Source organism: Micromonospora aridisoli (assembly GCF_056150025.1).
Map to the genome: position 1 here is coordinate 1 of NZ_JAXCFK010000015.1, position 25,764 is coordinate 25,764.

The window sequence follows — 25,764 nt, forward strand, 5'->3', positions numbered from 1 at the left end:
CAGGCCGCCGACCTCGTCGCCCAACACTGGAACAGCTGACAACCCTAGACATTCCTCCACAGGGGGAAACAAGACCGCCGGCCGGCACCCGAACCAGGGTGCCGGCCAGCGGCGTCTCCAGACCCAGGCAGACAGACCCACCCGACCCCCGCGAGGGCCGATCAGGAGTCGGACAGCTCAGCCGATTCCAGTGCCGCGACGACGTCGCCGACGACCACCACCGCCGGCGGGCGCAGTCCCTCGGCGGCCACCGCGTCGGCCACCTCACCGAGGGTCGAGCGGAGGACCCGCTGACCACCGGTGGTCGCCTCCTGGATCACGGCAGCCGGCGTCCCGGCCGTCCGCCCGTGCGCCAGCAGTGTGCTGGTGATGGACGGCAGGTTCTTCAGGCCCATCAGGATCACCAGCGTGCCGCGTAGACCGGCCAGCGCGTCCCAGCGGACCAGTGATTCCGGCGAATCCGGCGCGACGTGTCCGGACACCACGGTGAACTCGTGCGCCACCGACCGGTGGGTGACCGGGATGCCCGCCGCAGCCGGGGCGGCGATCGAGCTGGTCACGCCCGGCACCACGGTGACCGGCACTCCGGCCGCCGCGCAGGCGAGCAGTTCCTCGCCGCCCCGGCCGAAGACGTACGGGTCACCGCCCTTGAGCCGGACCACGGAGGCTCCCGCCAGCGCCCGGTCCACCAGGATCCGGTTGATCTCCTCCTGGGCGCGGGACGGTCCGTAGGGGATCTTGGAGGCGTCCACCAGTTCCACGCCGGTGCGTAGCTCGTCCAGGAGCAGTCCGGGCACCAGCCGGTCGGCGACCACCACGTCGGCCTCGCTGAGCAGCCGCCATCCCTTCAGGGTGATCAGTTCCGGGTCACCGGGTCCGGCACCGACCAGGAAGACCTGGCCGACGCCGCCGTGACCGCCCAGGGGCTGCTGCGCCGTCTGGTCGGTCAGCAGTGGCCCCGTCCTGGCCTGAAGGAGGGTGCGGACGGCGTCGCGGACAGCCACCGCCCGGCGTGGATCCCCACCGCCGTGCACCGCCACGGTGACCGGGCCGTACCGGGTCACCGCCGGTGTCCAGGCCGTCGCCGCGTGCCGGTCGTCGGCGCGTACGCAGAAGATCCGACGTTCCGCCGCGGCGACGCTGATCCCTGCCGCGGCGGCCGGGTCGTCGACGGCGACCTGCACCAACCAGGCGCCGTCGAGGTCTTCGGGGGCGAACCGGCGCGGCACCCAGCGCAGCCGCCCGGCGTCGACGTGCGCCCGCAGGGCCGGGGTGAGTTCCGGTGCCACCAGCAGCACGTCCGCGCCCGCGTCGAGCAGCGCCGGTACCCGCCGGGTGGCGACCGCACCCCCACCGACCACGACCACGCGGAGTCCGGCGAGCCGGAGCCCGAGGGGGTACGCGTTGGCGCTCACGCCGCTGAACCCGACGGTTCGCTCACTCTGCTCGCTCACGCCGCCTCGCTACGCGCTCGGGCCGAGCCCGGCAGCCGAACGTCTCGCTCGTTCACTTCTCGGCCACCCCGGCGGAGTCGAAGGTGGCCACCTCGTGCAGCACCCGGACCGCGCCGGTGACCACGGGCAGGGCCAGCAGCGCGCCGGTGCCCTCACCCAGCCGCAGGCCGAGGTCGATCAGGGGGGTGAGGCCGAGCCGGCGCAGCGCGACCGTGGCGCCGGGCTCGGCGGAGCGGTGGCCGGCGACCATGGCGGCGACCGCGTCCGGCGCGAAGGCCGCCGCGGCAAGCGCGGCGGAGACCGCGATCACGCCGTCCAGCAGCACCGGTACGCGTCGGGCGGCCGCGCCGAGCACGAAGCCGGCCAGCGCGGCGTGTTCCAGTCCACCGACGGCCGCGAGCACACCGAGCGGATCCGCCGGGTCGGGGGTGTGCCGGCGCAACGCGGCCCGTACCACCTCGATCTTGTGCTGGTGGGTCGGGTCGTCGACGCCGGTGCCCCGGCCGGTCGCCTCGGCGGCGTCGACGCCGGTGAAGGCGGCGATCAGGGCGGCCGCCGGGGTGGTGTTGGCGATCCCCATGTCACCGGTGAGCAGGATTCCGGCTCCGGCATCGACCAACTGCCCGGCGACACCGATGCCCACCTCCACCGCCGCCCGCGCCTCGTCGCGGGTCATCGCCGCGGTGACGGTCATGTCCCGGGTACCCGGCCGGACAGCGGCGTTGATCAGCCGGGGCACCTCCGGCGCGGCGGGGACACCGGTACCGCCCGGGGCGTCGGCGTCCGCCGGGTCCGGAACCGGCAGCGGAGTGGCCACCCCGACGTCGATCACGGTCACCGAGGCGCCAGCCTGCCGGGCGAAGGCGTTCACCACCGCCCCTCCGGCCAGGAAGTTGCCGACCATCTGCCCGGTGACCTCCTGCGGCCAGGGGCTGACCCGCTGGGCGTGTACGCCGTGATCGCCAGCGAAGATCGCCACGGCCGCCGGGGCGGGCACCGGCGGCGGGCAGGTACCGGCCAGGCCGGCGAGGCGCACGGACAGCTCCTCCAGAGCGCCGAGCGAGCCGGCGGGCTTGGTCAGGCGCGCCTGCAACTGCCGCGCGGCGGTCATCGCCGGCTCGTCGAGCGGGCCGACGGCCGCGATGGTGTTCTCCAGCATCATGCCTCCATGATCTCGGCCAGCACCTCGATGAACGCGTCGGTGGTCGCCCGATCCCGCACTGCGATCCGCAGCCAGTCGGGGCCGAGCCCGGGAAACGTGTCGCCCCGCCGTACCGCCCAGCCACGCGCCCGCAGCAGGTCCCGGATCCGGTCGGCACCGGAGCACCGCACCAGCACGAAGGCGCTGGCCGGGCGGCCTGCCACGCGTACCCCGGGCAGGGCCGCGAGCCGCGCGACCAGGTGTTCGCGGTCGGCGGTGAGTTGCGCGGCGATGGCGCGTTCGGCCCGGACCGCCTCGGGGCCGGCGCAGGCCGTGGCGGCGGCCAGGGCCGGGGTGGAGACCGCCCAGAGCGGCTGTACGGCGGCCAGCCGACCCAGTAGCTCGGCCTCGCCGAGCAGATAGCCGATCCGCAACCCGGCCAACCCCCACGTCTTGGTGAGGCTGCGTACGACCAGCAGCCCGGGCAGGTCCCGGCGGGCGGCCAGCGACTCCGGCTCACCCGGTACGCCGGGTGTGGCGGTGGTGTCCGCGAACGCCTCGTCGACCACCAGCACCCGACCGGGGCGGGCCAGGGCGGCGAGGTCCGCGGCGGGGTGCAGCACGGAGGTGGGGTTCGTCGGGTTACCGATCATGACCAGATCGGCGTCGGCGGGTATCCGGTCCGGGTGGAGCCGGAATCCGTCCGCCGGGTCGAGCAGTACCCGTTCCACGGTGTGCCCGGCCGCCCGCAGCGCGGCCTCCGGTTCGGTGAACTGTGGGTGCACCACCACCGGCCGGTGCACCCCGCGCAGGGCCTGGGCGAGCAGCACGAAGCCCTCGGCCGCTCCGGCGGTGAGCAGCACCTCCTCGGGAGGCCGGCCGTGCCGGGCGGCGACGGCGGCGCGGGCCGGGCGTGGGTCCGGGTACCCGGCGAGGTCGGCCAGCGCGGCGGTGATCGGCCCGGCCAGCCAGGGTGGCAGCGGCGCGCGCCGCACGTTCACGGCGAGATCGACCAGTCCCGCCGCGACCTCGGCGTCACCGTGGTGGGTGAGATCCGGCTCGGCCGGCGACGCACCGCACGTCGTGGTCGGCTGGCCATGCATGACCGAGATCCTGCCGGGAAGGTGGCGCGGGGGACAGCAACCCGGAGGGTGGGCCGCATCACCACCGGTCACTTCATGAGTATTTCTCATGGACGAATCGGAAATGTCATAACTTGGCGGTGTGAGCAATCGACCCCTTGCTGCCGCTGGTCGTCTCGTTCCACTGCTCCGTGCCGGTCTGATCGCCGGCATCGTCGTCGCCGCCGCCGCGTACCCCGTCGTCGCGGTGACCGGCATCGGTGCCAAGGCCACCGCGCACGCCGTGGAGAGCAAGACCCGCCTGCTGACCACCGCCCTGCCCGCCGAGACCTCGTACCTGTACGCGCCCGACGGCAAGACCGTGCTGACCATGTTCTTCGAGGAGTACCGGCAGTACACGAAGCTGTCGGACATCTCGCCGAACATGCAGCAGGCCATCGTGGCCGCCGAGGACAACCGCTTCTACCAGCACCATGGCGTCGACCCGAAGGGCGTCGCCCGCGCCTTCGTGGCCAACGCCCGCTCCAGTGGCGTCTCCCAGGGCGCCTCCACGCTCACCATGCAGTACGTCCGGATGGCGCTGCGCGACAGCGCCACCACCCCGAGAGAGGTGCAGGAGGCGACCGCGCAGACCCCGATCCGCAAGGTCAAGGAGATGCGCATGGCCGTCGACCTGGAGAAGGAGCTGAGCAAGGAGGACATCCTGGAGCGGTACCTCAACTCGGCGTACTTCGGTCACCGGGCGTACGGCATCTATGCCGCCAGCGAGATCTTCTTCTCGAAGACCCCGAAGGAGCTGACCGCGGTCGAGGCGGCGACCCTCGCCGGACTGGTGAAATCACCCTCACAGTACGACCCGGCCAGCTCCGACCAGAAGGACGCCACCGCGCGGCGCAACTACGTGCTCGACAACATGGCGCGGCTCGGCTACCTCTCGCCGGACTCGGCTCAAGCGGCAAAGGGCGAGCCGATCCGACTGCGGCTGACCTACCCGCCCAACGACTGCGCCTCGGTGCCTGAGGAGTGGAACAGCTGGGGCTTCCTCTGCGACTACGTGAAGAACTGGTGGAGCGCTCAGCCCGCCTTCGGGGAGAACCGGCTGCAACGGTTGGACAAGCTGCGCCGGGGCGGTTATCGCATCGTGCTGAGCATGGACCCGAAGATCCAGGCGGCGGCGGAGGCGAACGTCGGCACCAAGGGCAACACCGGCAGCCCGTACGCCAACGGCATCGTGGTCTCCGAACCCGGCACCGGGCGGGTCAAGGCGATGGCGGTCAACCGCACCTACTCGCTGAACCTGGACGAGAACCCGCTCAGCTCCAACCCCGAGGCCGGACCCGACGTGAAGGCCAACTATCCGAACACGGTGGCACCCCTGATGGGCGGTGGTGACCTGCCCGGGTACCAGGCGGGGTCGACGTTCAAGATGTTCCCGATGCTGGCCGCCCTCGACGCGGGCATGACGCTGAACACCACCTTCAACGCGCCGCACAGCTACCGCTCCGAGGTCTACGACGGCTGGCAGCCGTCCAACGCCAGCGGCGCGATGAGTGGCATGCAGACCATGTGGTCCGGTTTCGGCAAGTCGGTCAACACCTACTTCGTCTGGCTGGAGGAGCAGGTCGGGGCGGAGCGGGCCGTCCGACTCGCCGAGCAACTCGGGTTGCGCTGGCGTACCGACGTGGACCGGGAGCACGCCTCCCCGGCGAAGGCCAACAAGTGGGGGGCCTTCACCCTGGGCGTCTCCGACGCCACCCCGCTGGAGATGGCCAACGCCTACGCCGCGGTCGCCGCCGACGGACGCTACTGCGAGGCGCTGCCGGTCAACGCGATCTACAACCGGGACGGCACCCCGGCCACGTACACCACGCCGGGCGGCATCGAGCGGGAGGTGGCCAAGCCACGCTGCCGCCAGGTGGTCAGCGCCGACGCGGCCCGCGCCGCGACCGACGCCGCCCGCTGCCCCACCGGCGACACCCCGGCCCGGGGTGGCTGCGGCGGCTGGTCCACGGCGGACAGCGTGCGGGGCACGGTGGGACGGCCGGTGGCCGGCAAGACCGGTACCACGGACAGCACCCGGTCGGCCTGGTTCGTCGGCTACACGCCGGAGCTGGCGGCCGCCAGCTTCATCTCGGACCCGGACAACCCCTTCAACGCGGTGGGTGACGGCCAGTCGCAGATCCCGATCGCGGCGGTGGCGAACACCCTCCGGGACGCCTTGAAGGGCAAACCGGTCCGGAACTTCGTCCCGCCGTCGGACCGGATAGTCGGTTGACGATCAGGCTGACGGCGCACCGGCCGGCCCGGACGCCACCACACCGGCCGGGCCGCCCGGCGCGACACCCGCCGGCCCGGCCGGGGCACCGCCGCCGCTCCCGGCCGGCACCGTGGCCGGCTCGGCCGCGGCGGCGGCCACCAGCCGCGTCGCGATCCTCGGGTACGCGGCCCAGTGCGGGACGAGCTGGGAGGCGTGCACCCCACGCCAGATGAACCCCTCCGGCGCGCCGCCCGGCCAGCTCCATGCCGGCCGCTGCCCACCCCGGGGAGTGAGGACGGCCCGATGCTCCTTGTGGCCGGTGACCACCTCTCCCCGATCGGCGACCACGCTGTCACCCTGCGCGGTCGCCTCCCGGTAGCCGACCACCAGTCCGTCCCGGAGGTTGCCGATCGCGTCGATCACCCCGCACATCGGCAACCCGTCGAGTTCCCGGGCCAGCCAGAGCAGGCCGGCCCCCTCGGCGACCACCGGACGGCCGGTCCGGGCCAGCTCGGCGACCGCGATGCAGAGCCGCCGGTTGGCGGAGAGCTGCTCCGCGTACGACTCAGGCAGGGCCCCACCGACCACCAGGGCCCGGGTGCCCGCCGGCAGCACCTCGTCGGCGAACGGGTCGAGCGTCACCACCTCGGCCCCGGCGGCCCGCAGCAGCTCGGCCGTCTCGGCGTGGCTGAAGCTGCCGCCTGGTCCACCCACCAGCGCCACCACCGGGCGAGCGGCACCGGCGGGCAGGGTCGGTGCCGCCTCGCCGATGCCCTGCGGCGACCAGGACTGCACACCCAGCGCCGGCGCCGAGCGGGCCAGGCCCAGCAGCCGCTCCAGGTCGACCGTGGCGGTCACCGCCTCGCCCAACCGCCGGACGGCCCGGGTGGCCTCGCCGGCGCCCTCGAGTACCGGTACCACCCCGTGGCGACGTGAGGGCAGCACGGCGGGCAGATCCTGGCGGCGCAGCGCGCCGTAGACCGGAATGCCGATGTCGTCGAGCGCCTCACGCAGCAGCGCCTCGTGCCGGGCCGAGGCGACCCGGTTGAGGATCACGCCGCCGATCCACAGCTGTTCGTCGTACGCCCGGAAGCCGTGCACCAGGGCGGCCACCGACTGACCCATCGCGGCGACGTCGACGACCAGCACCACCGGGCTGCGCAGCACGGTGGCGATGGCGGCGGTCGACTCGGTCTCGCTCCGGCCGGTCAGACTGTCGTACAGACCCATGCTGCCCTGCACCACGGCGAGGTCGGCGCCGGTCGCGCCGTGCAGCAGCAGCGGGGCGAGCCGATCGGTGCCCACCAGCCGCGGATCCAGGGTGCGGCCGGGGCGACCGGCGGCCAGCCCGAGATACGCCGCGTCCACCTGATCCGGCCCGATCTTGAACCCGGCCACGTCCAGGCCCCGGTCGGCGAGCGCGGCGAGCAGGCCGATCGCCAGCGCGTTCTTGCCGTGTCCGGAGGATGGGGCACTGAGCACCAGACGCGGCACGACGGTCATCATCGACTCCTCGCGAGCGGTCGGCGTGCCGACCGTCGGCGCGCTCCGCCCGCGTGACGATAGCCGAACCCGGGCGCCCACACGCACCCTCCGCCGCTCCGTCCGGTCCAGCTCAGGCCCTCGGTGGCGGACCGCCCCGACATCGGCACGCTCCGCCACGGACGGATCTCCGCCGACCGGCTGTGTCATGGGCCACTGCCTGCGGCGGCCCGGCACGGGAGCGGCCGACGAGGCGCGGCGGTGGCTCGCGACAGTGGCGACGGTCACACGGGTAATCTCGTGGCGTGTACCGGTTCCTGCTGACGCCCCGCTGGCTGGGCCTTCTCGTGCTGGCTCTGGCCGCCGCCACGGTGATGGTGCTGCTCGGCAACTGGCAGCTGGACCGCTACCACGGCCGTACGGCGGTCAACGAGCGCATCGACGCCGGCCTGCGGATGGACCCGGTGCCGCTGCGGGAGGCGCTGCCCGCCCCGACCGGCGGCCCCGGAACGGTCGGCGAGCCCCCGGCGGAGGAACGGACCTTCACCCGGGTCACCGTGACCGGTCGGTACGACACCGACAACATCGTCCTGGTGCGGGGGCGGACGGTCGAGAGCCGGGTCGGCTTCGAGGTGGTCACCCCGCTGGTGCTGGCCGACGGCACCGCCGTCCTGGTGGACCGGGGCTGGATCCCGCCCGCACCGGGCGGAGCCCTGGCGCAGCCGGACGTGCCACCGGCACCAGCGGGTGAGGTGACCGTCGAGGGTCGGGTGCACGCGAGCGAGAGCGGCGACGCCAAGGTGTCCCGACGCGAGGGCCGGTTGGAGAGCCGTCGGGTCTCCGTACCCCAGCTCGCCGGGGAACTGCCGTACCCGGTGCACGGCGCGTACCTGCTGCTCGACGAGCAGACGCCGGCCGCCGACCCGGTGTTCCGGGCGGTACCGGTGGGTCACGCCAACAACTGGCAGAACCTCGGTTACGTCGTACAGTGGTGGATCTTCGCGGCGATGACGCTGGTCGGCTACGGCTGGGCCGCCCGCCGCGAGGCGCGCCGAGTCGCCGGAGTGGTCGACGAACGGCCCCGCGACCGGGCCGCCGAGCCCGGTACACCAGCCGCCACCTGATCGTTCAGCCGGACGGACGGCCGGCGTGGATCGCCCGGACGGCGTCGATGGTGTCGGCCTCGGCGGCGGTCTTGTCGTCCCGGTAGCGGACCACCCGGGCAAACCGCAGGGCGACCCCGCCGGGATAACGCGAACTGGTCTGCACACCGTCGAAGGCGATCTCCACGACCTGCTCGGGTCGGACCCGGACGACCCAGTCCCCACGCTCGACGGCGAGGCCGAGGAAGCGCTCGGTCTGCCAGCGCAGCAGCTCGTCGGTGAGCCCCTTGAAGGTCTTGCCGAGCATCACGAACCCGCCGGTGTCCGGATCTCGGGCACCCAGGTGCAGGTTCGACAACCAGCCGGTGCGGCGGCCACTGCCCCACTCAACGGCGAGCACGACCAGGTCGAGGGTGTGTCGGGGCTTCACCTTGACCCAGGCGGCGCCGCGCCGGCCGGCATCGTAGGGGGCCTCGGGCGCCTTGACCACCACGCCTTCCTGGCCGGCGTCGAGCGCGGCCGCGAACGCCGCACCGGCCCGCTCCGGGTCGTCCACCTCCATTCGCCCGACCAGCAGTGACGCGTCGGCCGTGCCACGCAGCGCGGCCCACCGCTCCCGGCCCGGCAGGTCGATCAGATCCACCCCGTCCAGATGCAGCAGGTCGAAGAAGTACGGCGTGAGCACGGTCTGACCGGTCCGCTCGGCGGCGGCGCGCACCGCCGGGGCGACCGGCGCCCCGGCCGCCGGGCCGGCCGAACCGGCCCGGCGGGCGGCCGCGCTGGACGTCTGCTGGAACGGCAACGGCCGGCCGGTGGCGTCCAGCCCGATGGCCTCACCGTCGAGGACGATCTCCCGCGCGGGCAGGGCACGCACGGCCGCGACCACCTCGGGCACCCGGGCGGTGATCTCGTCGAGGCTGCGGGAGAAGACGGCGATGTCGGAACCGCTGCGGTGCACCTGGATGCGGATGCCGTCGAGCTTCACGTCGACCACCGCGGGCACGCCGGTGGCGGCGAGGGCCTCGTCGACCGTGGACGCGCTCTGCGCCAGCATCGGCGCAAGCGGCCGGCCCACCCGCAGCCCGAACTCGGCCAGTGCCGCGGCACCACCGCCGAGCGCGGCCACCGCCACCGCCCGGAGGTCACCGGCGAGCAGCAGCGCCCGGCGTACGGCGGCGACGGGCACCCCGGCGGCTCGGGCGATCGCGTCGGCGAGCAGGCCCGCCTGGGCGCCGTGCCGCAGCTCGCCGAGGAACAGGCCGGTGAGCAGCCGTTGCTCCTCGGCGGTGGCGGCCGCGTAGAGCGCGTGCACCAGGGCTCGACGGCGAGCCTGCGAGCCCGCGCCGTGCACGGCCGCGATCTCGTCGATCGCCGCGTCGACGGCCGAGACGGTCAGTGTCGGCTCGGACGCCGGCGGGGGCAGGTCGCGCAGGCCGGCCCAACCGACGCCGGTCTGCCGCTGCCGCAGCTCACCGGCGAGCCAACCGGAACCCGCCGCCACCTCGGTCAGGTCGAGCCGCCGCAGGGCGTCGGCGAGCAGCTCCACCTTGGCCCGCCGACCGGAGGTGGCGCCGACGGCCGCGGAGGTGGCAGCCAGGTCCAGGAACCGCACGACCTCATCCTGCCAGCCACCCCCGACAACCGGCGTCACCTGCGCCGGGGCGTCCGGCACGGCCGTCGCGACGTCAGGCCGGGACCGGTTCCTCGATGCGCAGCCCGCGGGCGCGGACGCCGTCGGCGATGCGGGACAGCGACGCGTCCAGGGCGACCAGAGCGGCGGACAGCTCACCGAGCTGTTCCTTGAGCGTGTCCTCGGGCCACGCGGAGACGTCGACGTCCCCCAGAGCGCTGACGGCGGCCTCCAGGCGGGCCAGAACCTCGTTCGTACGCATGTTCGAGAGGCTACAACAGCCCCACGTCCGACACACCGGAAACGGCGACTGTCGGTGCGAAGTTACGGGTTCGGCCTCGGCCCCACCTCAGCCACACTGGCCAGCAGCAACGCCTCGGCGAGGCAGACCCGGGCGAACTCGCCCAGGTGCAGGCTCTCGTTCGGCCCGTGGGCCCGGGCGTGCGGGTCCTCCACTCCGGTCACCAGAATCGCCGCCTGCGGAAACATGGCCTGGAAGGTGGCGATGAACGGGATGGAGCCGCCGATCCCGATCTCCACCGCGTCGGTGCCGTCCCAGGCGGTACGGAAGGCCGACCGGGCGGCGTCGAACATCGGGCCGCTGGCGTCGATGACGCAGGGAGCACCGTCATGCTCGAAGGTCACCTCGACCTGCGCGCCCCACGGCGCGTACTTCTCCAGGTGGGCGCGGAGCGCCTCGTACGCCCGCTTCGGTTCGTCACCCGGCGCCAGCCGTACGCTCAGCTTGGCCTTGGCGGCCGGAACCAGCGCGTTCGGTGCCTCGTCCGTGGCCGGGGCGTCGATGCCGAGCACCGCGATCGCCGGCTTGGTCCACAACCGGTCGGTGATCCGGCCGGTGCCGACCAACCGCACACCGTCGCAGAGCCCGGCCTCGGCCCGGAACCGGTCCTCGGGATAGTCCACCCGGGCCGCCTCCCGCCCGACCAGACCCTCTACCACCACGGTCCCGGCGTCGTCGTGCAGGGTGGCGAGCAACCGGACCAGCGTGGTGAGTGCGTCCGGGACGGCACCACCGAACATCCCGCTGTGCACGGCGTGATCCAGTGTGCGCACCTCGACGAAGCAGTTGACGATGCCGCGCAACGACGTGGTCAACGCCGGCACCCCGACGTCCCAGTTCATCGAGTCCGCGATCACGATGACGTCGGCGGCGAGCTTGTCGCGGTGCGCGCCGAGCAGCCGCTCCAGGGATTCGGAACCGTACTCCTCCTCCCCCTCGACGAACACCACCACGCCGACGGGCAGCCGGTCGCCGAACGCGCGCAGCGCCGCGATGTGCGCCATGATGCCGGCCTTGTCGTCGGCGGCACCCCGCCCGTACAGCCGGCCGTCCCGCTCCACCGGCTCGAACGGGTCGGACTCCCACAGTGCCGGATCGCCGATCGGCTGCACATCGTGGTGGGCGTAGAGCATGACCGTCGGCGCACCGGGCGGTGCCGCCTTCCGGCCGACCACCGCGGGCTGACCACCGGCCCGGATCACCTCCACGTCGAGGCCGCAGCCGCGCAGCAACTCGGCCACCGCCTCGGCGGAACGCTCGACGTGGGCGTGATCGAAGCCGTCGAAGGCGACGCCGGGAATGCGAACGAGACGCTCCAGGTCGGCGCGTACGCCGGGCAGCTCCCGTGCGACGGCTTCCCGCAGGTCAGACTCGGTCAAGGTCGGTGTTGTCATGACCGACATCGTATGACGGGCCTTACCGCACGACGCGGCCGACGTCGCACGCCGGGTGCGGGAGTCAGGGGACCGGGCGGCCGACGCTGTCGGGCGCGGCCCGGCAGTAGTAGCGCTCGCTGTCGTGCGGTAGGGCGGGGGCACCGTCGACGACCAGATCCGCTCGGGCCGCGGTGCCGTCGGCGGCGAAGTGGGCGCGCTCGGTGACGTGCCAGCGGCGCAGCTCCGGCAGGATCACCGGACCGTCGCGGGCCACCGCCCGGGTCAACCGCAGCGGCTGCGGGGCGGTCACGAAGACCGCCAGGGTCAGGTCCGCCACGGCGGCGGCCCGGGCCGCGCTGACCCCCTCCACGATCAGCACCGGCGTGACCGGCACCGGCACCGGGTCGGGCAGGAAGCACCGCCGCACCCAGCTGTAGCGACGGTAGGCGCCGCCCCGCCCGGCGCGCACCGGAGCCAGCACCTGCTCCTCCAGCCGGCTCCAGAAGCTCAGCTGGTCGTCCCACCCGTCGAGCAGGTCGTCGGTGTGCACCACCGGCGGCCGACCGGCATCGGGCGTCTCAGCCGCGAGCGCGTCGGCCAGGCGGGCGGCGAAGACCGTCTTGCCCGCACCGCTGGGCCCGTCCACGGCCACCAGTCGGGTACGCCCCAACCGGGCCGGTCCGGCCAGCACCCGCCGAGCCAGTCCGGCGTACGCCTCGAAGACCGCCACCACGGGCACCGACGTTACCGATCGGGTTGTCCCCGGCCACTTCGGACCGCGTCGCCTGGGCACGGGCGGCATGATCGTGGCGTGTCCCATTCCGTGATGAGTCCCGGCGTCGAGGCGTTGCTGGAACAGGCCCGCGCGGGCATGACCCGGTTGACCCCGCAGGAGACGGTGCAGGCCGCGAGCCGGGGTGCACTCGTGATCGATACGCGCACCGACGCGCAACGTCGGGAACAGGGCGATCTGCCCGGCGTCATCGTGATCGACCGGACGGTGCTGGAATGGCGGCTCGATCCGGCAAGCGACTGGCGCATTCCGGAGGCCACCGGGTACGACCTCGAGATCGTCGTGGTGTGCCGCCAGGGCTACAGCTCCAGCCTCGCCGCCGCGAGCCTGCGGGCCCTGGGCCTGCACCGGGCGACCGACATGATCGGCGGGGTGGAGGCGTGGCGGTCGGCGGGGCTGCCCTTCGCCGACCAGCCCGCCGACGTCCGCTACTGATTCAGTCGGCATCAGGTCGGGCACCCGAGCCCGCAGGATCAGACTCGGGGTGCGCCGGGTGGGACGAACGGCAGGTCGGTTGGGGGCCCGGCTTCGATGAGCCGCCACAGGGCGTCCGTGTCCAGGTGCTCCTCGACCAGGTCGCCGAGCAGGTCGAGACCGCGTTCCCGGGCCGCGGCGAAGGACGTGTCCGGCGCGACTTCGAAGCCGGTGCGCCCGGCGAGGCGGGCCGCCCGGGTGAGGAACCAGCGGCGGAACTCGTCGGACTCGAACGTGCCGTGCCAGTGGGTGCCATGCACGACGCCGTGCATCGCGCCCTCGCCCGCGCCACCGACGTCGCGCAGCAGCGGGGTCAGCCCTGGGTCGGCGGCCGAGACGTACCCGTGGTGGATCTCGTAGCCGTGCACCGGAACGTCACCGTCGACGCTGCCCACCGCCGGTCGGACGGTCTTGCGGCGGTCGAAGGCGATCTCGATCGGAAGCAGGCCGAGGCCGGGCACGCGGCCCTGCCGGCTCTCCACCGGGTCGTCGATGACGCGGGCCAGCATCTGGTAGCCGCCGCAGATGCCCAGCACCGGACGGCCCGCCGCCACGTGCGCGGTCACCGCGTCGGCGAGCCCCGTGTCGCGCAGCCAGGCCAGGTCGGCCACGGTCGACTTCGAGCCGGGCAGCACCACCAGGTCGGCGGCGGCGAGTTCGGCCGGCTCGACGGTCAGCCGCACCCGCACCCCGGGCTCGGTCGCCAGCGCCTCGACGTCGGTGGCGTTGCTGATCCGGGGCAGCCGCAGCACCGCCACGTCCAGCCACTCGGTGCCGTACGGGGCGGCCGGGCGACCGAGCACCCGGCCGTAGGCGAGCGAGTCCTCCGCGTCGAGCCACAGGTCCAGCGCCCAGGGCAGCACCCCGTACGTCGGGCGACCGGTGAGGTGTCGCAGCATGTCCAGTCCGGGGGCGAGCAGGCCCAGGTCACCGCGGAACTTGTTGACCACGAAGCCGGCGACGAGGGCCTGGTCGGCGGGATCGAGCAGGGCGAGGGTGCCGAACATCGCGGCGAACACGCCGCCCCGATCGATGTCACCGACCACGATGGTGGGCAGCCCCGCGTGCCGGGCCAGGCCCATGTTCACGTAGTCGCCGTGACGCAGGTTGATCTCCGCCGGGCTGCCGGCACCCTCACAGATCACCACGTCGTACTCCGAGCGCAGCTCGGCCAGGGCCGCGTACGCGGTCTCGGCCAGCCGGGGACGCAGCGTCCGGAAGGTGCCGGCGGTGATCGTGTCGACGGCCTGACCGAGGAGCACCACCTGGCTGGCCAGGTCGCTGCCGGGCTTGAGCAGCACCGGGTTGAACCGCAGGTCCGGGGTGAGCCCGCAGGCCGCCGCCTGCATCGCCTGGGCCCGGCCGATCTCACCGCCCCGGCCGTCCGGACCGAGCACCACGGCGGAGTTGTTCGACATGTTCTGCGCCTTGAAGGGCGCCACCTTCACGCCTCGGCGGTGCAGCCAGCGGCAGATGCCGGCGGTGAGCACGCTCTTGCCGGCGTCCGAGGTGGTGCCGGCGACCAGCAGCCCACCGCTCACCGACGGCTCGCCCGCAGGAACGTCCGGCCGATCGCGACACCGACCTGGTCGACCGCGCGGTGCGCGGCGACGCCGGCCAGTCGACCCGTCCGCCGAGCCGCTCGGTCACCCAGCCGACCCGTCCGGCGGGCGGCGGCACCAACCAACCGACCCGCGGTCAACGGGTACACCGCCGCGAGCCCGAGGGCGGCCAGCCCGACGGCCCGGGAGATCCGGGCGGCCCGGGTCAGGTGCCGCCCCTCGGGGCGTGGGCCGTCACCGAGGAACGGCCGGACCTCCGTACGGCCGAAGTACACGTTGCGCCCGCCCAGCCGGACGCCCAACGCACCGGCCATCGCCGCCTCGCACTGCCCGGCGTTGGGGCTGGGGTGATCGTTGCGGTCGCGCCGCCACACCCGCCAGGCCCGCTCCCGGTCGCCCCTGCCGACCGGCGCCAGCGCGACCGTCAGCAGACCGGTCAACCGGGCAGGAGCCAGGTTGAGCAGGTCGTCCAGGCGGGCGGCCGGGGTGCCGAAACGGGCGTAGCGGACGTTACGGTGACCGACCATCGCGTCGAGGGTGTTCGCCGCCCGATAGCCGAGCAGGCCGGGCAGCCCGGCGACGGCGCCCCAGATCAGTGGGGCGACCACCGCGTCGGAGGTGTTCTCGGCCACCGACTCCACGGTCGCGCGGGCGAGTTCCGACTCGTCGAGCGTCGACGGATCCCGCCCACAGAGATGCCCGAGGCGCTGCCGGGCGGCCGGTAGGTCGCCGCCGCGCAACGACCGGCTCATCGTCTTCGCCTCGTGGCGCAGGCTGCGTCCGCCGAGCACCGCCCAGGTGCCTGCGGCCACCAGCACCGCACGGGCCACCGGCCGGCGCCGGGTCCCGGCGGTGGCAGCGGCGCCCACCAGCACCGGCACACCGACGCAGAGCGCGGTGAAGACGCCACCGGCCAGCCGTTCGGGCCGGTAGAGACGGCGTTCCAGGGCGGCGGCGGCCCGGCCGAAGCCGGCCACCGGGTGGCCCCGGCGTGGATCACCGAACAGCGCGTCAAGCGCGTAGCCGGCGACGAGCCCTGTCGCGTTCGCCACCGCACCCGCGTGTCGCACCCGCATCACCCCCGGGCGGCCAGCCTAGCGCGGAGCCACCCCCACCCGTTCCCGCGCACCGACCGCCGGCGGGTGACCGGACACACCATCTGCCCGATCACCCGCCCACGGGTACCCGTTGTGTCGCACGACGAGCCCGGTCACCGGCCAAGGGACGGTCCTCGCTCGCACCCGTCAGGCAGGCTGCGGCAGCCGTCCGCGCCCTCGCCGGCCACGACCGGTCACGGCCTCGCCCGCCCCCGATTCCTCCGGGCGTACCGCCGACTCGACCTCGGCCTCCGAGGCCCCTTCGGGAACCGGGGCCAGCTCGTCGGAGGCCGCCTCCCCGGCGTCGTCGAGCTCGTCGAACTCCTCCGCCAGCGGTCGGTCGCCGCCCGGCGACTCGAACCCGCCCGCAAGCCCCGGGTCGGACCCGTCCGTGGAACCGCCGTCGAGGCCGCCCGCGAACCCAGCGCCGTAGCCGGACATGTCGGGCAGCTCGAAGTCGTCGTCGACCGGGCGGTGATCGGGCCGGGCGGGTGCCTCGCCGTCCGGTACCGGTTCGGTCGGCTCGCCCTGCACCCGGTGCTCGGCCTCGACGTCGGAGACCGCGCTGGTGGCCAGGCTGGGCCGGTTACGCAGGAACCGCCCGCGCCCCCGGGACAGGTCATGGCCGACGGCGACGGCCTCCAGCTCGTACAGGGTGCGGTGGTTGCCGGCGTCGTCGATCCAGTCACGGGTGTAGAGCCGGCCGCAGACCACCACGGGGTCGCCGACCATCACCGAGGCGGCCACCCCCTCGGCGAGCTTGCGCCAACAGTTGACCCGGACGCGGGTTGTGAAGCGGTCCCACACGATCCGCCGACCGAAACGAAACGCCCCGGCGGGTGCGCCAACACCCCCGGGGCCGGATCAGGAGAGAAGGCCCCTGACCATGCACAAGCCTACCGCCCCAACCGCCTACATTGCCTGCCCGGCGCTCGCCACCGCCGCGCTGTCCGCCGCTGTCGCTGCCCTGCTCGCCGCTGGATTCCTCGTGACCACCGCGACCGAGGCCGCCCCGGTCGACGCTGACGACCTCCTCGCCGTGCTGGCCGAGGACATGGACGCCGCCCGCGCCGCTGACGCCGTGGTGACCCTGCCCGGCGCCGAGGACTTCCCCGAGCCGGTCTACGCCGCCCTGTTCGGCGTTCCGGTCGTGACCCTCGCTGACGCCCTGGCGGGTGCCCGGTGAGCGCCACTGTGAAGGCGGCCCTGCTCGCCACGAAGGATCTCGGGAAGAACGAGCGAGCCGTAGCTATCGCCATCGCCGCGCACGCCAACGCTGAGGGCGTCGCGTGGCCGTCGGTGGCGACGCTGGCGGACTACGCGGGGTGCTCGGAGCGGACCGTTCAGCGGGCGCTTGCGAAGCTTGTTCAGCTCGGCCGGCTGGCCGTGGCCAAGGTCGCCGGTATCGCAACCCGCGTTTACCGGCTACTGACCGCCTCGCGGGTGCCATCCACGGAGCCGGGGGTGTCAGATCAGGGCACGGGGGTGTCAGATCGGCCCGCCGGGGGTGACAACCAGGGTGTCACCCGAAGTTCTGAAGACCATCTCGAAGAGAAGAAGCGCGCTCCGCGCGACTGGCGTCGATTCCTTCCGAAGAACAAACCGGCTACCGCCGGCCCGGCGTTCGCCGAGCGGCGCGGTGCCGCGCTGCCGATGCGGTCCGGTGGCGACAGGTGCCAGCGTCCCGGGCACATCGGGCAGCCTGCCGGGCGCTGTGTGCCGTGCATCAGCGAGGCGAAGGCGGGTGGCCGATGAACGCGCGTCGCTTCGCCTCGCTGGCCGGCACGGTCGCCGTGACCGGGATCGCTGCTGTCGCCTCGTACGACCACATGCGCGAGCTTGCCGAGCGCGCCGGACAGCCGCCGCTACTGGCCGCGCTGCTGCCGCTGTCGGTTGACGGCATGATCCTCGTTGCCACGCTGGCGCTCGGCGACGGTCGCCGGTCGCGCTGGTCGGCGTGGTTGGCGTTCGTTCTCGGCGTGGCCGCGTCGCTGGCCGCGAACGTCATCGTTGCCGAGCCGAACGCGACCGCCCGCGTTGTCTCGGCGTGGCCCGCCGTGGCGCTGCTGCTGACGGTCGAGATCCTGACGCGGTCCGGCACAGCCCCGCCCGCACCCGCTGAGAAATTCTCTGACGCACTCGCAACGTCGACCCCTGCCGTCGGTACCCCCGAACCGCCTACGGCTGTCCCTGACGCGATCCCTACCACCTCGCGGCCCGCTCTCGCCGCGCCCCCGCGCCCCCGTCCGCCGGCTGTCCCGCCGGGCGTGCGGTTGCTGCCGGTCGTCGCCCGGATCGGCACGCCGCCGACCACGCCGGACACGCTGGCGGCACCGCCCGCGACTGCCGATCGCGTGTCGGCAGTGCTGGCCGAGAAGCCTGACGCGACGCCCGCCCAGGTCGCCGCGCGGCTGGGCGTGAGTGAGCGAACCGCCCGCCGGTATATGCCCGCCGACAGGTTGCCGTCACGACGCCGCCAGGCGATCCGACCGCCGGCACTGGCGACCGGCTGACCGGCAGGGAGAGCGCCCGTCACTGCCACGGGCGGGCGCTCTCCTCGGCGCGGGGCGGACAGCCGCGCCGCCCAGGCGGACAGAGTGCCGCCATTGCCCGCCCGTTCGCAGCTCGCGGCCACGATGGACACTCGCGGTCGGGCGTGTGTCGGGCGGATGAGGCGTTTACACGTCCGTGCGCTGCGAACGGCTGGCGGTCGCCCGGCGTGCTCAACGTGCCGCCAGCGCGATGACAAGGCCCGTCACCGCGACGAGGAGGCCGCTCAGACTCGCGATGAAGCCCGGGGCGGTCCGCAGGTAATCGAGGACGATGCTGTGCCGGTCGCGAGGCGTCGCGCCGTGCTGTTCTTCGGTGGTCACGCAGCGGACGGTAAAGGCTACAAATCGTCACTGCAACACGGTCGATCCCTCGTGACCTCGGTAAACGGGACCGGGCGTATCAGTCGCGTGCGCCTTGCGTGTCGTTCGAGGTCCTTCGAGGTCCTTCGAGGTCGTCCCAGGTCCTCCCAGCGCACCATTCGGAGGACCGCCGCATCCCTCGTCCGGCGTGCGCCATTTGCAAAACGCCGAGCACCTAAGGCAAGCGAAACAAAGCGCCCGCCCCACGAAGGGACGGGCGCTTTCGCGCGTCTGGGTCAGGCTCGCTCGGCGACCTGGGCGACGAAGGCACGCCGACGACGCCGGGAGGTTGTCGGCGACCTCGACGCAGTCACCAAGGCCGGGCGGGGGTTGGGCGGGGCCGGTTTCACGCCCGCTCACCCCGGCGGCACGGATGTTGCCGCGGCCCGAGATGAACTTCCGGCCCCGCCCCCGTCTGGGTTAGCTTCGCCTCCTCGGTGGTCGCCTGCGGAGGACCACCGTGATGGCGCTGATCGCGGCGAGCCCAACGCCGCCGATCACCGTGATCGCCGCATGGCCGACGTTGCCCATCTGCCCCCTGTACGCCAGGGCGATCAAGAGCACCGCCCCGATGGACATGGCCGCGACCGTCATGAGTGCCCGGATCAGAGGGCTTTCCGTGCTGGGCGGGCCTACGGGCTGGTGCGGCCCGATGTCTCTCGTTACCGTGGTCACCTGATGTCGTTCCTCCTGTTGTCGGTCCATCGCTCGGACGTTGGTAGGCGCGACCGTTCGAAGGCGGCCCCCGGGTGGCCCCCCGGGGGATCCGCCGCTTGACCCAGAGATGCAGGCCGATTCGCGCCGTCGACGAACCATAACCGGCAAGCCCGACGCGGCGGTTGGTTCACTGTTCGGCGAGGTGTTCGGCGCTCCTGCCGAACACCTTCGAGCGGCTTTGCGGGCACACTGACGCCGCCGGCCCCGTAGACATATGCCCAGATATGGCAGGGGTCTGGAAGGTCGGGTAAGGGATCAGAAGTTTTGTCCATCCGCGGCCACCCGCGGCCTGTGAATGTGCATGCCGGTTGCCTTACGCGCCGGCTACTGCTACTCCTCGTCGGCGAGCCGCCGGCCGCGCTGCTCCGCGTAGGCGCGCATGTCTGCCGCATCCCAGATCCGACCAACGGTCAGGGTGTCGATGGGCGCGGGGAAGTCGGGGCGATCGACCAAGATCGCGGCACGCTGGCGCGATACGCCGAGGTAGTCGGCGACCTCTGATAGCGCCATGACTCGCACGGGCGGACCCTCCGGCGACACGGGTAGGCAGGTTGCCACCGGAGGGGTTGACTACTTGTCAACTGTGCGTCAACGTGGCCGTATGCCCACGCATCGTGATTGCAAACCCTCGGCCCTTGGCCCCCGCCGTCAGCCCGCGAACGTCGTGCCCGCGTCCCGCTGGTCCGACCGGCTCAACCGCCCTCGTGTCCGGTGAAGCGGGAGGACGGCACGCCTCGGGTTTCTCCCGGCGTGTACCTCTTGACCCGGGCAGCGTCCCCGCAATTCTTCAGGCCCATCACCGTGCGCGTGTTCCGCGAGCTGTACGACCGGCACCCGCCGTACGGCTGGACGTGGATCGACTGCTACCAGCTCGACCGGCACGGCGACGCGACGGACAAACGGCAGTTGTTCGTGATGCCTGCGGGCCTGCGCCCGGTGAACGTGCGGCCGGTTCCGTACGCGTCTCGCCCCCGGCCGCGCTCGGTCGTCGCGAAGGCGTCCCGGTGAGCGGGCACACGCCGTCCCGCCCTACCTGGCGCTGCCACAACTGCGGCGCTCCGTGGCCGTGCGGCCCGGCGAAGGTGCGGCTACTCGCCGAGTACAAAGACAACAAACCGGCCCTGATGGTCTACCTCGTGACGCTTCGCGAGGAGGCCGCCGAACAGCTCGCCGAGCTGGACTCTGGCGAGCGCCCGGCGGGTCTGCATCAGCGGTTTACCGACTGGGTCCCTGTCCGCCCCTCGAAGTAATCCACCTGCCCCGGTCGCTGCGGCTTTCCCCCGTTGCCGCGCCCGGGGCGGGTCTTTGCGCCGGGGGTGGCGCGGGGCGACGCCGGGAAGGCTTGCCTGGGGTGAGTGACAAGTGTTGCAAGTGACGTAGGTTCCTACACTTCCTATTTCTCTCTCTAGAGCAACAACAACAACTAGAGAGAGAAATATAGGGGTGAAGAAACCTAGCCCTGTTGCAACATCTGTCACTGCCCGAAAGGCCGTCGCCGGCCCGCCTCGCGTGAACACCTTCGGGCCTGCTGGCGCATTAGACAGACATGGACGACGACCCACGCGGCCCACCACCAATCCCTGACGTTGGCCATTCGCGCGCCGCCACGGCGCCCAACCGAAGGAGATGACGTGTCCGACTCGGACGAAGGTCCACCACCAACCCCGGCCGCCCACCTGGCGGCCCTCGCCCACCGCTTCTACGGCGATCGCCCTCGACTGGCAGAGCCAGCCCATAGCCGTCTGCTCGACACCACCGTGGCGCCACCCCGCCCCGGCGACCTCGGCCGCGCGCTCGCGCCTCTGTTCGCCCGCGAGTTCGTTCAGCGCTCCTATGAAGTCGAGTGGGAGGACGCGAGCGGCGAGCGGCGCACCGTGGCGAAGCTCCGCGCGGACGATCCAACGGCAGCCGACCACCGGACCGCCGAGGACTTCGCCGGTCTGGTCGCCCGCGTGCTCTGCCGGTTGCCCGAGCCGGGACCGGCGGCGTCGAGCGGCCTCAGGGACGCCATCCGGCACGCCCGCCGGCTTGCCGAGCACGGGACACGCTCCCCGTGGGTCCGCGCCGTCGCCCGCGCGATCGTCGCCGAGCTGCCCGCTATGGCCGACATCGGCGTGACGCTGTACCGCGACGGCGAGCCCGAGCGCGGGTCCGCGTGGACACCCGAGCGCCGCCGCGAGTACGACCGGGCACGCCGCGGACCCTCCCGCGACGGGCTGACCACGGCTGCCTGTTGGGTCCTCGACTGGCGTGACCAGGCCGAGCCCGCGGCGTACAAGACGGCAGAGGTTCACGAGCAGTACCGCAGCGAGGTCGCCGAGCCTGCCCAGGTGTCGCGTACGCAGTTCCATCGCGTTGCGGCGCACCCGTCGGCGCTCGGTCCACCTGTCCGCCGCGCCAGTGGCCGGCATTACATGATCAGGGAGGGCACGACCATGACCCGCGAAGAGCGTCGAGACCTCGCCCTCTTGATCGTGGACAAGCTCGCCGATGAGTTCCGCGACGACGTCATGCGCGCGTTCGCCGAGCTGCGCGAGGAACGCGAAGCCGCCGTCACCGGCCCGGCGCCGAGCCTCGCCGGCAACGTCGTCTCGCTCGCCGAGCGCCGGGCACGCCGCGCCGCCTAGCCCCACCCTCGACCCGAGAGGCCCCGGCCCGCCGCCCCCGGCATCCCGGGGCCTCTCGCTTGCACCCGCGACCACCGGGCACGGTCGCGGGCCGCGCGCCTTCAGGCTGCGCTCCTCAGCTCGGCCCGCTCGCGCTGCTTCTCCGTCGGCGTGAGCGGGCCGGGCTGGGTCGATCCCTCAGCCCGTCAACGGAGAACCCCTGCCCACGACGAACGGAGACCACATGGCCACCCCCGAAGCCGTCGCCCGCGCGCTGGCCGAGGTTGTCGCCGCGACCCGTACGGGCCGCATCCACCTGACCCGCACCCGTACCGCCCGCGAGCTGACCGCCCGGACCGGCAGCGCCTACGGCCCGACCGAGGTTGACGACGCCGTGCGCAGCGCTGCGCCCGTTCTGGCCTCGACGTGGGGCGTTGACGTCCGGCGCGTGCCCAACGGCGGGACCGGCTGGCGCTGGCTGATCGAGCTGAAGCCGCTCGCGCGCCCAGCGGTCCGCCGGCCGTAGTCCCTCGCCCCTGACCTTCACCACCCGACGGATAGCCCGGCGGGTACCGCACACCACGGAGAGACCGCATGTCTGAACCCCTGCCCGACGACCTCGCAACGGCGAAGGCCCACGCGATCGAGGCCGCGAAGCTTCCCGCCCACCTCGCCGGCTACGTCACCGGCACGACCGCCGACGAACTCGCCGCGAGCGCCGAGAAGGTCGCTACCGCCTTCGGCGTGACGCCGCCGCCGGCCCCCGCGCCGCTTCCGGGTCTGCCGAAGCCGGCTGCCGACCCGTCGACCGTCTCGCCCGCGCCCACCCCGGGCCGTGCTCCGGTTGACGGTTCGCCCGGGGCGTTCGATCCGGCGAAGGTCGCCGCCGAGGTCGCCGGCCCGCCGGTACACACGGGCGCTGGGCACATGGCGGGTGACCTGATCTACCCTGCCGAGCCCTTCGCGCCGCTGGACGGCGTCGAGGTGCCCGCCGATCTCGCCGACGCTCTGGCCGAGTATCACAAGCTGCGCGCGGAGTGGTCCGCCGCCGTGGACAAGGTCGAGGCATACCAGGACGACGCCCAGGCGTCGCGTGCCCGCCGTCGCGCCGCGATCAACGAGGCGCGTAAGGCCGCCGCCCGCGGGACCAAGCGCCCGGCGATCCCCGCCGAGATCAGCGAGTCTGACGAATCGGTCGAGGTCGAGATCCTGTCCGGCGTGGTTGACGACCGTCGCCGGAAGGCGAACGCCGCCGCCGCCAAGGTCAACAAGCTCACCGCGAAGTACGCGGAGGGTTGGGCCGCTGAGGTAGCCGCCCGGTTCGGTCCGGCGCTGGACGCTGCGACCGCCGCCGCACAGGCCGCCTACGAGGCCGCGCAGCGTGCCGAGTCCACTCTCAGCCAGTCGGCGCACTTCCGTTCCCTGGCGATTGCGGCCGAACTCGAACGCCGGGGCGTTCGAGTGTCCGAGCACCAACGGATGCGGATCATGAGCGATCTCGCCGACTGCTCGCGCACCGTCCACTACGCGGCGATGGAGGGCAGGCACGAAAGCCCGATGGCGCTGGTTAACAAGCTTCACGAGGCCATCGGTGTAATGCGCCAGTGTGACCCGATCGCGGTCCCGGCGCCGGACATGCTGAGCCTGCCCGGCCCGGCTACCGAGTGCCGGGCGGTCTGGCGGAAGCTCTGGGACGCCGCCACGCCTGAGCGCCGTCAGCGCCTGCGGAACCGCCTGACCGGCGGAAGACCGTTCAGGTTCGAACAGACCGACTGACGCACCGCTGAGCGGCCCCCGGGGACTCACAACCCCTGGGGGCCGCTTCGCGCAGCCCCCGCCCCTGCGAGAAAGGCACCCCCTTGTCTCACAGCCCCGCCCCTTCACGGGCTACCCGTCGCCGAATGAGCCGTGCCCGCGCCGTCCGCCGGCTGGCTGGCTACCGCTGCCAGGTCGGCGCCCCGGACCGCCCGTGCCGCGCCGCCTCGTCCGGCGTGCGTCGCGTCGATGGCCGCGTGCTCGCCGCGTGCTTCCGCTGCTTGCCCGATGTCGTCGTGTACCACTCCGGCCCGGCCGCCGCTAGTCGCTCGTCGTGGTCGCGCCGCCTCGCGACCAAGCTTCGCCGCGAGGTCCGCGAGCAACCTGACGCAGCGTGACCCCGGGGGGTGACCCCCCTCCGGCCCTCCCCCAGACCGGAGCGACTTACCGCCCGCCCCTCGATACGTAGTGCTGCCCTGCGCACCGAAAGGACCCCTACGTGCCCGACCGTGACACCCCACCAGCCGAGGCCGACGCCATCGAGCCCCCAGCCGGTCTCAGCGCCGACGCCCTCGATCTTTTCGAGGACATCACGACCGAGCAGGGCGACCGCCTCACGGCGTCGCAGTTCGCCTCGCTCGTGCAAGCGTGCCGGCTGGTCACTCTGGCCGACCGCGCCGAAGCCGAGATCGGCGACCGATGGATCATCGACGGCTACCGCGGTCAGCCGATCGCTAACCCGCTGATCTCTGACGCCCGCATGGCCCGCGCCTCGGCCGTGCAAGCCCTGAAGTCCGCCGGCTTCGACCACCGCGCCGGGTCCGCCTCGGCCGCTGGCGCCACGCTGGTCGGACACCGCTGGCGGGGGCGTCGCTGATGTCCCGCCGAACCGCCGCCCGCCGCGCCCAGGGCAGCAACGTCTACAGCGTCCCCGTGGCCCTGGCCCGCGTCGACCTACCGGAGTTCACCCCGAGCGAGTACGTCGACCGGCCCGCCGACGGCTGGACGGTCGAGACGGTATGGCTCGCCGCCGTGCGCTACGCCCGCGCTCACGGGCTGCGGCGAGGCGGAGCCCGTGCTGCCTGGTTGGCCTTCTCCTCGGCGTACGACGCAACTGCGGGCGCGAGGTTGCGCCGGAAAGAGATCCGAATGCGACTCATGGGCCGCGATCCGGAAGCCGAGGCGACGAGCGTCGACGCTTGACGGAGGTCGCCAGGAACTTGAGTGCGTCATAAGCGGCGTTGCCGGCTACCCCGCCCAGCAGGGCCAGCCCGATCCACGCCGCTACCTCAACGATCGAAGACAGATCGCATCGACGTCTTACTCCCTTCGCTGAGGGCAGCATATCCGAAGGTAGCGACGTGAGCACTGATGGTTCTTCGCCGATAGCGTGCCAGCTCACCGCCAGGCAGCACAGCGAAGGCCCTCGCATCCGGACCGCGCCCGGGTGCGAGGGCCTTCGTGGTTTACACGTCCCTACTCGCGCTTGACGAGCCAACCCAAGGCCGTCAGCACGGCCAGGGCGACCAGTATCGGCGTCGCCGCGTGCGGGTACTGGTAGACCGCGAAGCCGATCAAGCTCGCTGCCAGCAGCAAGACGACCGCCCGTAGCGACACGTCGCCATCAGGATTAGGGGACGGGTTTCCGCTGGTCTCATCACGTCGTACAGTGGGCATCAGGAGCTGTCCTAACGGTTAGGTCTTAGTTCCACTCGCCATCCGTTACCGCGGATGGATCTTGACGACGGCACCCGTTGGCGCGGGTGCCGTCGGCGTTTCACCGGAGCGGCTGGCCCCCGTCGGCGTCGGTCGACCACGGCACGTCCTCCGGCGGGTCGAACTGGGTCCACGCGATCAACCTGACCTGGGGCTGCACCATCTCCGGCATGCCATGACTCTAAGGCAGCCAACGGATTCTTCCCACCACAGCCCGCCCGGCAGCCGTCGATGGGTGATGGTCCACACCGGATCGCCGCAGCTCCTTCGGCCGGTAACCTTCAGACAGAGAAAAGTCCCCGCCGG

General features: G+C 72.8%; 27 protein-coding genes and 2 pseudogenes. 13 read left to right on the plus strand and 16 right to left on the minus strand.

Annotation, left to right across the window (positions count from 1 at the left end; translation table 11 throughout):
• Positions 1 to 161: 161 nt before the first annotated feature.
• The 3 genes from cobA to cobC all read right to left on the minus strand — a co-directional run bounded on the left by cobA (position 162) and on the right by cobC (position 3,698).
• Complete coding sequence (cobA, locus tag SM447_RS25540) at positions 162 to 1,415, minus strand: uroporphyrinogen-III C-methyltransferase (protein ID WP_474575528.1); 1,254 nt, start codon at positions 1,413 to 1,415, stop codon at positions 162 to 164.
• Between the two features lie 91 nt (positions 1,416 to 1,506).
• Positions 1,507 to 2,613 (minus strand): nicotinate-nucleotide--dimethylbenzimidazole phosphoribosyltransferase, encoded by a 1,107-nt coding sequence (gene cobT / locus SM447_RS25545; protein WP_474575529.1) that lies wholly within the window; start codon positions 2,611 to 2,613, stop codon positions 1,507 to 1,509.
• Complete coding sequence (gene cobC, locus SM447_RS25550) at positions 2,613 to 3,698, minus strand: Rv2231c family pyridoxal phosphate-dependent protein CobC (RefSeq protein ID WP_474575415.1); 1,086 nt, start codon at positions 3,696 to 3,698, stop codon at positions 2,613 to 2,615. Before cobC ends, cobT begins: the two co-directional genes overlap by 1 nt.
• A 121-nt stretch (positions 3,699 to 3,819) precedes the next feature.
• Here cobC and SM447_RS25555 point away from each other — a divergent pair, with 121 nt between their 5' ends.
• Positions 3,820 to 5,952, plus strand: coding sequence for a transglycosylase domain-containing protein (locus SM447_RS25555; protein ID WP_474575416.1), 2,133 nt, complete (start codon positions 3,820 to 3,822; stop codon positions 5,950 to 5,952).
• A gap of 3 nt (positions 5,953 to 5,955) precedes the next feature.
• On the opposite strand, the gene SM447_RS25560 is transcribed toward SM447_RS25555, so the two are convergent.
• Positions 5,956 to 7,437 (minus strand): cobyrinate a,c-diamide synthase, encoded by a 1,482-nt coding sequence (locus SM447_RS25560; protein ID WP_474575417.1) that lies wholly within the window; start codon positions 7,435 to 7,437, stop codon positions 5,956 to 5,958.
• Positions 7,438 to 7,721: 284 nt separating this feature from the next.
• On the opposite strand from SM447_RS25560, the gene SM447_RS25565 reads away from it, so the two are divergent.
• On the plus strand, positions 7,722 to 8,540 hold the full coding sequence (locus SM447_RS25565; RefSeq protein ID WP_474575418.1) for an SURF1 family cytochrome oxidase biogenesis protein: 819 nt from the start codon (positions 7,722 to 7,724) through the stop codon (positions 8,538 to 8,540).
• A gap of 4 nt (positions 8,541 to 8,544) precedes the next feature.
• Here SM447_RS25565 and SM447_RS25570 read toward each other — a convergent pair whose 3' ends face one another.
• The 4 genes from SM447_RS25570 to SM447_RS25585 form a co-directional block, all read right to left on the minus strand.
• Positions 8,545 to 10,131, minus strand: coding sequence for an ATP-dependent DNA ligase (locus SM447_RS25570; protein WP_474575419.1), 1,587 nt, complete (start codon positions 10,129 to 10,131; stop codon positions 8,545 to 8,547).
• 73 nt (positions 10,132 to 10,204) lie between these two features.
• Positions 10,205 to 10,411, minus strand: coding sequence for a hypothetical protein (locus SM447_RS25575; protein WP_474575420.1), 207 nt, complete (start codon positions 10,409 to 10,411; stop codon positions 10,205 to 10,207).
• A gap of 62 nt (positions 10,412 to 10,473) precedes the next feature.
• Positions 10,474 to 11,844, minus strand: a complete 1,371-nt coding sequence (locus SM447_RS25580) for a M20/M25/M40 family metallo-hydrolase (RefSeq protein WP_474575421.1) — start codon at positions 11,842 to 11,844, stop codon at positions 10,474 to 10,476.
• A gap of 64 nt (positions 11,845 to 11,908) precedes the next feature.
• A complete protein-coding gene (locus SM447_RS25585; RefSeq protein WP_474575530.1) occupies positions 11,909 to 12,718 on the minus strand; it encodes a uridine kinase family protein in 810 nt (269 codons plus the stop codon).
• On the opposite strand from SM447_RS25585, the gene SM447_RS25590 reads away from it, so the two are divergent.
• Positions 12,653 to 13,054, plus strand: coding sequence for a rhodanese-like domain-containing protein (locus tag SM447_RS25590; RefSeq protein ID WP_474575422.1), 402 nt, complete (start codon positions 12,653 to 12,655; stop codon positions 13,052 to 13,054). The two genes, SM447_RS25585 and SM447_RS25590, sit on opposite strands and share 66 nt — an antisense overlap.
• Before the next feature lie 38 nt (positions 13,055 to 13,092).
• On the opposite strand, the gene SM447_RS25595 is transcribed toward SM447_RS25590, so the two are convergent.
• From SM447_RS25595 to SM447_RS25605, 3 genes are all read right to left on the minus strand, one after another.
• Positions 13,093 to 14,634, minus strand: coding sequence for a cobyric acid synthase (locus SM447_RS25595; protein WP_474575423.1), 1,542 nt, complete (start codon positions 14,632 to 14,634; stop codon positions 13,093 to 13,095).
• Positions 14,631 to 15,731, minus strand: a complete 1,101-nt coding sequence (locus SM447_RS25600; RefSeq protein ID WP_474575424.1) for a cobalamin biosynthesis protein — start codon at positions 15,729 to 15,731, stop codon at positions 14,631 to 14,633. The genes SM447_RS25595 and SM447_RS25600 overlap by 4 nt, the downstream gene beginning before the upstream one ends.
• Before the next feature lie 168 nt (positions 15,732 to 15,899).
• Positions 15,900 to 16,559 carry a single-stranded DNA-binding protein gene (locus SM447_RS25605; RefSeq protein ID WP_474575425.1) on the minus strand — a complete coding sequence of 220 codons (660 nt, stop codon included), beginning with the start codon at positions 16,557 to 16,559 and terminating at the stop codon, positions 15,900 to 15,902.
• 79 nt (positions 16,560 to 16,638) lie between these two features.
• Between SM447_RS25605 and SM447_RS25610 the strand changes: the two genes are divergently transcribed.
• Genes SM447_RS25610 through SM447_RS25620 form a run of 3 tightly spaced genes read left to right on the plus strand, consistent with a single transcriptional unit; the run spans position 16,639 to position 18,265 of the window.
• Complete coding sequence (locus SM447_RS25610; RefSeq protein WP_474575426.1) at positions 16,639 to 16,938, plus strand: hypothetical protein; 300 nt, start codon at positions 16,639 to 16,641, stop codon at positions 16,936 to 16,938.
• Positions 16,935 to 17,507: a helix-turn-helix domain-containing protein gene (locus SM447_RS25615; RefSeq protein WP_474575427.1), complete on the plus strand. Its 573-nt coding sequence runs from the start codon at positions 16,935 to 16,937 to the stop codon at positions 17,505 to 17,507. The genes SM447_RS25610 and SM447_RS25615 overlap by 4 nt, the downstream gene beginning before the upstream one ends.
• Positions 17,504 to 18,265 carry a DUF2637 domain-containing protein gene (locus SM447_RS25620; protein WP_474575428.1) on the plus strand — a complete coding sequence of 254 codons (762 nt, stop codon included), beginning with the start codon at positions 17,504 to 17,506 and terminating at the stop codon, positions 18,263 to 18,265. The genes SM447_RS25615 and SM447_RS25620 overlap by 4 nt, the downstream gene beginning before the upstream one ends.
• Positions 18,266 to 18,475: 210 nt before the next feature.
• Here the strand turns inward: SM447_RS25620 and SM447_RS25625 are convergent, their stop codons facing one another.
• Positions 18,476 to 18,625, minus strand: a complete 150-nt coding sequence (locus SM447_RS25625) for a hypothetical protein (protein ID WP_474575429.1) — start codon at positions 18,623 to 18,625, stop codon at positions 18,476 to 18,478.
• Between the two features lie 502 nt (positions 18,626 to 19,127).
• On the opposite strand from SM447_RS25625, the gene SM447_RS25630 reads away from it, so the two are divergent.
• Complete coding sequence (locus SM447_RS25630; RefSeq protein ID WP_474575430.1) at positions 19,128 to 19,343, plus strand: hypothetical protein; 216 nt, start codon at positions 19,128 to 19,130, stop codon at positions 19,341 to 19,343.
• Between the two features lie 368 nt (positions 19,344 to 19,711).
• On the opposite strand, the gene SM447_RS25635 is transcribed toward SM447_RS25630, so the two are convergent.
• On the minus strand, positions 19,712 to 19,891 hold the full coding sequence (locus tag SM447_RS25635; protein WP_474575431.1) for a helix-turn-helix transcriptional regulator: 180 nt from the start codon (positions 19,889 to 19,891) through the stop codon (positions 19,712 to 19,714).
• Between the two features lie 297 nt (positions 19,892 to 20,188).
• Between SM447_RS25635 and SM447_RS25640 the strand changes: the two genes are divergently transcribed.
• Together SM447_RS25640 and SM447_RS25645 are read left to right on the plus strand one after the other, a co-directional pair.
• Positions 20,189 to 20,389: a hypothetical protein gene (locus tag SM447_RS25640; protein ID WP_474575432.1), complete on the plus strand. Its 201-nt coding sequence runs from the start codon at positions 20,189 to 20,191 to the stop codon at positions 20,387 to 20,389.
• A 623-nt stretch (positions 20,390 to 21,012) separates the two neighbouring features.
• Positions 21,013 to 22,008: a hypothetical protein gene (locus tag SM447_RS25645; protein ID WP_474575433.1), complete on the plus strand. Its 996-nt coding sequence runs from the start codon at positions 21,013 to 21,015 to the stop codon at positions 22,006 to 22,008.
• A gap of 101 nt (positions 22,009 to 22,109) precedes the next feature.
• On the opposite strand, the pseudogene SM447_RS25650 reads toward SM447_RS25645, so the two are convergent.
• A pseudogene (locus SM447_RS25650) lies at positions 22,110 to 22,175 on the minus strand (hypothetical protein); the annotation flags it as partial.
• A gap of 56 nt (positions 22,176 to 22,231) precedes the next feature.
• Here SM447_RS25650 and SM447_RS25655 point away from each other — a divergent pair.
• The 4 genes from SM447_RS25655 (at position 22,232) to SM447_RS25670 (ending at position 24,945) form a co-directional block, all read left to right on the plus strand.
• Positions 22,232 to 22,513, plus strand: a complete 282-nt coding sequence (locus tag SM447_RS25655; protein ID WP_474575434.1) for a hypothetical protein — start codon at positions 22,232 to 22,234, stop codon at positions 22,511 to 22,513.
• A 68-nt stretch (positions 22,514 to 22,581) separates the two neighbouring features.
• A complete protein-coding gene (locus SM447_RS25660) occupies positions 22,582 to 23,763 on the plus strand; it encodes a hypothetical protein (RefSeq protein ID WP_474575435.1) in 1,182 nt (393 codons plus the stop codon).
• A 478-nt stretch (positions 23,764 to 24,241) separates the two neighbouring features.
• The gene (locus SM447_RS25665) at positions 24,242 to 24,619 is read left to right on the plus strand and encodes a hypothetical protein (protein ID WP_474575436.1); all 378 of its coding nucleotides are present in this window, start codon (positions 24,242 to 24,244) and stop codon (positions 24,617 to 24,619) included.
• Positions 24,619 to 24,945 (plus strand): hypothetical protein, encoded by a 327-nt coding sequence (locus tag SM447_RS25670; RefSeq protein WP_474575437.1) that lies wholly within the window; start codon positions 24,619 to 24,621, stop codon positions 24,943 to 24,945. The genes SM447_RS25665 and SM447_RS25670 overlap by 1 nt, the downstream gene beginning before the upstream one ends.
• A 273-nt stretch (positions 24,946 to 25,218) precedes the next feature.
• On the opposite strand, the gene SM447_RS25675 is transcribed toward SM447_RS25670, so the two are convergent.
• Positions 25,219 to 25,359: a hypothetical protein gene (locus tag SM447_RS25675; protein ID WP_474575438.1), complete on the minus strand. Its 141-nt coding sequence runs from the start codon at positions 25,357 to 25,359 to the stop codon at positions 25,219 to 25,221.
• Between the two features lie 166 nt (positions 25,360 to 25,525).
• Positions 25,526 to 25,621 (minus strand): annotated as a pseudogene (gene thyX / locus SM447_RS25680) (FAD-dependent thymidylate synthase); the annotation flags it as partial.
• Between the last annotated feature and the right edge of the window lie 143 nt (positions 25,622 to 25,764).

Excerpts from the sequence above, each read along its gene's own strand:
- SM447_RS25620 (WP_474575428.1), top strand. The coding sequence starts at position 17,504 with ATGAACGCGCGTCGCTTCGCCTCGCTGGCCGGCACGGTCGCCGTGACC.
- SM447_RS25590 (WP_474575422.1), top strand. The coding sequence starts at position 12,653 with ATGAGTCCCGGCGTCGAGGCGTTGCTGGAACAGGCCCGCGCGGGCATG.
- SM447_RS25575 (WP_474575420.1), bottom strand. The coding sequence starts at position 10,411 with ATGCGTACGAACGAGGTTCTGGCCCGCCTGGAGGCCGCCGTCAGCGCT.
- SM447_RS25580 (WP_474575421.1), bottom strand. The coding sequence starts at position 11,844 with ATGACAACACCGACCTTGACCGAGTCTGACCTGCGGGAAGCCGTCGCA.
- SM447_RS25610 (WP_474575426.1), top strand. The coding sequence starts at position 16,639 with ATGCACAAGCCTACCGCCCCAACCGCCTACATTGCCTGCCCGGCGCTC.
- SM447_RS25655 (WP_474575434.1), top strand. The coding sequence starts at position 22,232 with ATGGCCACCCCCGAAGCCGTCGCCCGCGCGCTGGCCGAGGTTGTCGCC.
- cobT (WP_474575529.1), bottom strand. The coding sequence starts at position 2,613 with ATGCTGGAGAACACCATCGCGGCCGTCGGCCCGCTCGACGAGCCGGCG.
- cobC (WP_474575415.1), bottom strand. The coding sequence starts at position 3,698 with ATGCATGGCCAGCCGACCACGACGTGCGGTGCGTCGCCGGCCGAGCCG.
- SM447_RS25600 (WP_474575424.1), bottom strand. The coding sequence starts at position 15,731 with ATGCGGGTGCGACACGCGGGTGCGGTGGCGAACGCGACAGGGCTCGTC.
- SM447_RS25670 (WP_474575437.1), top strand. The coding sequence starts at position 24,619 with ATGTCCCGCCGAACCGCCGCCCGCCGCGCCCAGGGCAGCAACGTCTAC.
- SM447_RS25635 (WP_474575431.1), bottom strand. The coding sequence starts at position 19,891 with ATGGCGCTATCAGAGGTCGCCGACTACCTCGGCGTATCGCGCCAGCGT.
- SM447_RS25560 (WP_474575417.1), bottom strand. The coding sequence starts at position 7,437 with ATGACCGTCGTGCCGCGTCTGGTGCTCAGTGCCCCATCCTCCGGACAC.
- SM447_RS25660 (WP_474575435.1), top strand. The coding sequence starts at position 22,582 with ATGTCTGAACCCCTGCCCGACGACCTCGCAACGGCGAAGGCCCACGCG.
- SM447_RS25630 (WP_474575430.1), top strand. The coding sequence starts at position 19,128 with ATGGCGCTGATCGCGGCGAGCCCAACGCCGCCGATCACCGTGATCGCC.